This is a genomic window from Fibrobacter sp. UBA2449, assembly GCF_002342555.1.
GTDB lineage: Bacteria > Fibrobacterota > Fibrobacteria > Fibrobacterales > Fibrobacteraceae > Fibrobacter.
The window spans coordinates 295,676-302,792 of sequence record NZ_DDQF01000019.1; the positions used below are offsets into that span (position 1 = coordinate 295,676).

Here is a 7,117-nt window from a genome sequence, read left to right on the forward strand (position 1 = left end):
TGAACAAAAGAATTATATTTAAGGTAATGAAATTTTCCGTAGCAAAATCGCTGGCCATTGCAGGTTGTGCGCTCATTGTGGGGTGCTCGATGAGCCTCACGAAATACGACCTGCAGGAATACCCGAAGACTATCCCGTTCTTCGAGCCCATCACGATTGCATACGGCGGGGACACGCTCTACCTCGATACGAACCTGCAGCGCGCCTACACGCGGGTAATAGACACGCTTAGCTACCCGAAGGAAAGCTGCCGCGGGGTAGCCCACATCGATGCAAGCGTCTCGCAGGACGAACAGCCGAGCGCCTGGAACGTGGGTCTCGCATTCGTGCCGTTCTGGCCGATTGCCCCCGTGAAAGAAACGTGGACCTACAGGATGGACGTGCGCATTTTTTGCAACGGCTCCCTCACCTTCAAGGCGGAACTCGAAGAAAACGAACACGTGGACGCCTTCTGGTACGGCAAGTTCCGGGCCGACCTCGTGAACGATGCCTCGCAAGAGATGCACCGCAAGCTGCTGGAGCGCATCCGGTACGAAACGCAACTCGGAAGGAACACCGACCTCAATTCCGCGCAGGACTTTTAGCATGCACACTCTCTATATTGTCGCGACCCCCATCGGGAACATGGAAGACATCACCTACCGCGCCGTGCGGATCCTTAAAGAGGTCCCGCTCGTGCTCGCCGAGGACACGCGACACACGCGCATCCTGTTCGACAACTACGGGATAAGCACCCCGATGGAAGCCTACCACGACTTCAACAAGGAGAAGGTGACCCCGAAGTACGTGGAGTTTCTGAAAAACGAGGGCGATATCGCGCTCGTGAGCGACGCGGGAACGCCGGGCGTTGCCGACCCCGCATTCAATCTGGTGCGGCAGTGCGTACGTGAAGGTATCGACGTGCGTGCGGTTCCAGGCCCCTGCGCGATGATTACCGCGCTTGTTTCGAGCGGCATGCCCACAGACCACTTCACGTTCCAGTACTTTTCGCCCAAGAAGAGCGCCCAGCGCATCCACCTGCTCGAGAAGCTGAAGGACGAAGAGGCGACGCAGATTTTTTACGCGAGCCCGCACAACATCGACAAGTTCGTCGAGGAAATCGGCCAGGTTTTCGGCGAAATCAAGATTGCGTTGATGCGCGAACTCACCAAGAAGTTCGAGGAACACCTCATCGGCACGCCGGCCGAGATTACGGCGCACTTCAAGGCGCACCCGCCCAAGGGCGAATTCGTGCTGATATTCAACCCGAAGGACAAGAGCGGACTGTAAAAACGTATGATGGACAAAATTAAGAATTTACTTGGTTCGCTCCCGAAAATTTACTGGATTTATTTTGCAGCTCTTTTTGTAGCGGAACTTGTCGCGTTCGCGCTCCGGCCCAACGAACCGGGGTTATACTCGAACCCCGTGCACTTCGCGCCGCTCGCCATCGCGCTCGGGTTCCTGTTCACGCGCGAGGCCCGCAAGAACTTCCGCCGCCACATATACACCTACGGCATTTTGCAGTTTGCATTCCTCGCGCTCGACTACACACTCGGGGATGCAAACGGCACAGGACATGCGGGCCTGTACCAGATAGCGACCCTCGCCCTCCCGCTGTTCATTTTCTGGCTCGTGCTGTTTGCCCGCTGGAACGTTGCGCGAATCCGCGAGTTCGATTCCCGCAGGGCGCTCCTCCTAAGCGGCATCGCCTGGGGGCTTTTCGCATTCGCCTTCCCGCCTCTCCCGCTCGGGCCCGCCGCCCTCCTGCTTCTCGTGCCCTGGTTCATCGTACTTGACCACTACAACAGGAACACCGCAATATTCGCGACGTTCTGGTCGGGAATGATTTACAACACGGTGAACTACTACTGGATTTACAACGTGATGAACGTGGATTCCGCGCCCTCCGGCCTAATCTGCCTCGGCGTGTTCCTGCTCATCGCATTCTTCAGCGCGTACAGCGTGTTCGCCGCGTTCATCTACACACTCGCAAAGAACATCAAGTTCGGCGGCCGCGCCTGGCTGCTCGCACTATACCCCATATTCTACGCGGGTCTCGAGATGACGCGCACACGCGGGGATTTCGCCTTCCCGTGGAGCCACCTCGGGTACGTCTTCGGGAACACGCTCGAAGCACTGCAGGCGCTCTCCGTCATCGGCATCTTCGGGTACACCGCACTCATCATCGCGTCGAACATGATGGTCGCGAAGGCCATCGAAAGCCCGTGGACGCGCAACAGGCGCGACGTTCTCGCGAAACTCCCGCTGGCCGTGCCCGCACTGATATTCGCAGCCCTCCTGGTTCACGGGAACATGGTGCTCAGCAAGCCCGAGGCGCAGCCCTTCTACGGCGCAGAAGCCCCCGAAACGCCCCTGATGGCGATGATCCAGCCGAGCATCGAGCAGGGAGAAAAATGGAGCAAGGCTCGGTTCGATTCCATTACCGCAAAGACATTTGGCATGGTGAACGACAGCGTGCAGAAGGGAACAAACCTCATCATCCTCGCCGAGACCGCCGTCCCCGACCATATCCGCAGGCAGCCCGCGACCATCAGGGAACTCCACAAGCTCGCGGAACGCCACAAGGCGAGCATTCTCACGGGTGCACTCGACTTCCACCGTAACGAGCCGGACAATCCGCGCAAATACGACATCTACAACGCGTCATTCCTGTTCACTCCCGACAATTTCCATTCGTACCAACGCTACATCAAGAAGCACCTGGTGCCATTCAGCGAACGCATTCCCTTCGACGACATCTTCCCCATCCTCAACTACGTGGACCTGGGCGAAGGCGATTTCGTTCCCGGCAAAGAGACTCCCGTATACGAACCGTACAAGTGGACGCCCTTCATCTGCTACGACGCCATCTTCGGCGACCTCGTGCGCGAGGCTATCAACACGGGTTCGCGCCTGATGGTGAACATTACGAATGACGGCTGGTTCGGCAGGAGCACCGCCCCCTACCAGCACCTGAACCTCGTGCGCTACCGCGCCATCGAGAACGGCATGCCCACCGCAAGGCTTGCAAACAGCGGCGTCACGGCATTCATCGACCAGTACGGGCATTTCGACAAGAACACCGAAATCTTTACCGACCGCGTAGTCTCGCGCAAGATGCAGCTCAAGACCCGCGACACGCCCTACCAGCACTACGGTGACAGCGTAGAGACCGCCCTCCTGTGGTTCTTCGCCATCTATGTGCTGGCATGCTTCGGCCTTGCCCTCATCAACAGACGCCCCACGCCCGCTTGCAAAACAGCGTAAAATCTATGCACAAATGAGCAATTTTTTGCTATATTTGGCGCGATGGATTTTGGAACACGCATAAATACCTGGTGGAGCCGCAAGTGGCTCGACACGCTCCTGGAATCGGCCGACGAGCAGGCCGTGAAGCAGGGGCTAAAGTTCGTGGAACGCGGGCAGGTAACGAGCATCGACATCATCGACAACCGCGTGATTTCCGTAGTGAAGGGCCCGAACGGCGGCGTCCACAACAACTACATCGTATTCCCGAAGTTCAAGGACGAGAAGGCCGACGTGTTCATGAACCTGCTGATGCAGCAGCCCGCCGAGATGCTCGCGCTCAAGAACGGGGCAATGAACCCGCCGCTCGAACTTCTGCTCGCAAAGAGCGGGCTCACGCTTTTCGACAGCATCGCCGACGTGAAGATGGGTTGCGACTGCCGCGACCCCGTGCCCTGCAAGTACATCGTGGCGACTTTCGTGAAGATTGCCGAGCAGGCCGATTCGAGCCCCAACCTGCTGTTCAAGCTGCACGGGCTCGACCTGGAAGCCTACCGTGAGCACCACACGCTGGAAGCGAACCTCGAGGCCCCGCAGGAACAGAAAATCGTGCGCGCCCTGGGCGGCAAGAGCAAGATTTTTGAACAGACGGTAGACAACCGGCTCGACTTCGCCGAGGATTCCAGCGACAGCCTGTTTGCAAACTCGCAGGCTTCCGTAACCCGCACTCCCCGGCAGATACTGCCGCAATTCGATTTCGATTCCTGGAAGGACTACTCGCGCATACTGCCCGCGATGCTGCCCAACTACCCCAAGTTCTGCCCCGCCGGGAACTTCCGCAAGAGCTTTACCGACGAGCTGGAAGGCTGCCGCAAATTCTTCGCGAACTACGAGAACTTCGACCAGTTCCTGGAGCACTACCGCGTAAACAACTCCAAGACGTTTATCGCCGAGAACGAGGCCCTGCGCATCTACCACAAGAACGGCTGGCGCTGGCATTTCGACCACCTGAACGAAGGAGGGAACGTCATCGAGACAGGCCTCAGCGTGCCCCAGGTGATGGGAGCCGTGAGCTGGCTCGGGGGCCGCAACCTCTCCTGGCACCACTACACGGCATGCTACCTGTTCTTGCTACTGAAGGTGGCGTTCCACCTGGTACGCACGGGCGCCATCTACCCGCAGGTCTTCTGGACGCACAAGGATGTCGCGCAGGTGCGCTGGCTCCCCGCCGAAATGCTGCCCGATATCCTCGGGATTGTCGCGGACCTCGAGGCGGCCGCCCCGCAAAAGTTCGCATTTACCGCCCGCGAAGAGGATTTCGTGGAAATGGCGGAACCCGCGGAACAGGTGCTCTCGCTGTTTATTTCGCAGCTGCTGCGGTTCGCGCACACGTACAAGCCCGCGCTCAAGACAAACCACGGGAACCTGCTATCATTCTTCTTCACGTGCGTCTCGGGCAGGCTTGCGGGCAACATGCTCTCCGTACCGGCGGGCATCCAGAAGTGGTTCTCCGTCTATTCGAGCCTAGACTTCCGCACGCAACTGCTGTTCAAGTGCTACGAGAGCGGCGAGCAGGTTGCACTCGAAGTTTTCGTCATCGATACGGACAAACTCACGCCACTTTCTACTTTATTCGAAGAGAACGATGCGCGCCTGCTTTCGATCCTGAACATCCTGAATGGCATCGCGGATTCGTTCAAGCCGATGGGTACCTACATCGAGAACCGTGCGGCCTCCCCCATCATGATGCAGGGTGCCGTACTGCTCCAGTTTTTGCAGGATTGTCTCAAGAAACTCGAAATTTTCGGCATCAAGACCGAAATTCCGAAGAACCTGATGAACGTGGGCAAGCCCAAGCCCAAGATTCGCCTGCAAGGGAGCATGAGTTTTGGCGCGTTTACCGCGAACGACCTGCTCGATTTTGACTGGGAAGTGGCGATTGGCGACGAGAACGTATCGGCGGAAGAATTCCTGGAACTTGCCGAGAATGCGGATGGGCTATTAAAATACAAGTCGCAGTATGTGGAGGTGAGCGCCGAGGACCTGCAACGCATCCGCGAACAGATTGAAGGCCGCGCGAAAGGCGCGAAAAGCCCCGATGCGGGTGCGGAAGGCTCTGCGGGTAAGGACAGCGCGGGTTCCGCCGCAGGTAATGAAAGCGCGAACGGCGAAAGCGCGGACGACGCCCCGGTCATCACGCAGGCGAAACTCGTGCAGGCGTGCTTCACCGGGGAATGCGACGGCATCCCGGTCGACATGGCGGGCGAATTCAAGCAGCAGTTCGATTCCTGGCGCAGCGAAACCGAAGTCGCCCTCCCCGAACACCTGAACGCAACCATGCGCCCCTACCAGGTGCGCGGCTACTCGTGGATGTACAAGAACCTCGAAATCGGTTTCGGCTGCATCCTCGCCGACGACATGGGCCTCGGAAAGACCCTCCAGGTCATCGCGTTCCTCCTCAAGATGCACGAAGAAGGCAAGCTCGCCGAAAAGAAGGCGCTCGTGGTGATGCCCGCGGGCCTACTGTGCAACTGGCAGGTCGAAATCAAGAAGTTCGCGCCCGACCTCACGTTCTTCGCCTACCACGGCGGGAGCCGCGACCTCGAGAAATTCCACGCCGACGTGCTGCTCACCACCTACGCCACGTTCCGCAAGGACTTTGACGAACTGAACGAGCGCGAATGGCAGGCAATCGTCATCGACGAGGCGCAGAACATCAAGAACGCCGACAGCGAGCAAAGCAGGCTATTGCGCCGCATGCGCGCCCCCATGAAAATCGCGATGAGCGGCACCCCCGTCGAGAACCGACTCATGGAATTCTGGACCATCATGGACTTCGCGAACCGCGGGTTCTTCCCGAGCGCAGCCGAATTCCGCGAAAAGTTCGAGACGCCCATCCAGAAAATGGGCAACGAGAAGGTGGCAGAAACGTTCCGCAAGATTACGGCCCCCTTCATGCTGCGCCGCCTCAAGACCGACAAGAGCATCATCAGCGACTTGCCCGACAAGATTATCCAGGACGAATACGCCGAACTCACCAAGCCGCAGGCAGCTCTGTACCAAAAGACGCTCGAGCACTTTATGCAGGAACTCGAGATGGAGCAGGCGCTGAGCGAGAAGGCGAACGACGCGCACGCGCTATTCAAGCGCAAGGGAATCATTTTGCAGATGATTCTCGCCCTGAAGCAGATTTGCAACCACCCCGCGACTTTCCTGAAGGGAGCCGCAGCCGCATCGCAAGAGAAGGTCGCTGAGCCTGCCGAAGCGACGCCGGCCCTTTCCTCCGGCAAGATGCAGATGCTCCTCGACCTGCTCACCTCCATCCAGGAACAAGGCGAAAAGACGCTCATCTTCACGCAGTTCGCCGAAATGGGATTCCTGCTCGAAAAGACCATCACGGAAGAACTCGGGCTCCGCACGCACTTCTACCACGGCGGATGCTCGCAGACGCAGCGCACCTCTATGATCGAGGACTTCCAGAAGAACCCCGAATGCAAGGTGCTCATCCTCTCGCTCAAGGCGGGCGGAACGGGCCTCAACCTCACCGCCGCATCGCAGGTCATCCATTACGACTTGTGGTGGAACCCCGCCATCGAAGCGCAGGCCACCGACCGCGCCTTCCGTATCGGGCAGACGCGCAACGTGCAGGTTCACAGGTTCATCACCAAGGGAACGTTCGAAGAAAAAATCAACGCGCTTTTGGAAACCAAGAAGTCCATCGCGAACATGACCGTGAGCGCGGGCGAAACCTGGCTCGCCGACATGGACGACAAGCAGCTCGGCGAAGTCTTCGGACTCGACAATACCCTCGTCTAGCAAGCCTCCAGCACAAACTAATCACAGAAAAAGGCCGCCGGGGCGACCTTTTTGATTAGGCAAGTCTTTTTCT

The 7,117-nt window shown here is 58.4% G+C and carries 4 protein-coding genes; all 4 read left to right on the forward strand.

Annotation, left to right across the window (positions count from 1 at the left end):
* The first annotated feature begins 26 nt into the window (after nt 1-26).
* The 4 genes from B4B27_RS12820 to B4B27_RS12835 are packed head-to-tail and all read left to right on the forward strand — an operon-like array spanning nt 27 to nt 7,044.
* Nucleotides 27-584, forward strand: a complete 558-nt coding sequence (locus B4B27_RS12820; RefSeq protein WP_290727033.1) for a hypothetical protein — start codon at nt 27-29, stop codon at nt 582-584.
* 1 nt (nt 585) lies between these two features.
* The gene (gene rsmI, locus B4B27_RS12825; RefSeq protein WP_097036602.1) at nt 586-1,269 is read left to right on the forward strand and encodes a 16S rRNA (cytidine(1402)-2'-O)-methyltransferase; all 684 of its coding nucleotides are present in this window, start codon (nt 586-588) and stop codon (nt 1,267-1,269) included.
* A 6-nt stretch (nt 1,270-1,275) separates the two neighbouring features.
* Nucleotides 1,276-3,249, forward strand: a complete 1,974-nt coding sequence (lnt, locus tag B4B27_RS12830) for an apolipoprotein N-acyltransferase (RefSeq protein ID WP_290727034.1) — start codon at nt 1,276-1,278, stop codon at nt 3,247-3,249.
* 42 nt (nt 3,250-3,291) lie between these two features.
* A complete protein-coding gene (locus tag B4B27_RS12835) occupies nt 3,292-7,044 on the forward strand; it encodes an SNF2-related protein (protein ID WP_290727035.1) in 3,753 nt (1,250 codons plus the stop codon).
* The last annotated feature ends 73 nt before the right edge of the window (nt 7,045-7,117 follow it).

Coding starts and splice junctions, on each gene's coding strand:
- B4B27_RS12820 (WP_290727033.1), top strand. CDS start 27: ATGAAATTTTCCGTAGCAAAATCGCTGGCCATTGCAGGTTGTGCGCTC.
- rsmI (WP_097036602.1), top strand. CDS start 586: ATGCACACTCTCTATATTGTCGCGACCCCCATCGGGAACATGGAAGAC.
- lnt (WP_290727034.1), top strand. CDS start 1,276: ATGATGGACAAAATTAAGAATTTACTTGGTTCGCTCCCGAAAATTTAC.
- B4B27_RS12835 (WP_290727035.1), top strand. CDS start 3,292: ATGGATTTTGGAACACGCATAAATACCTGGTGGAGCCGCAAGTGGCTC.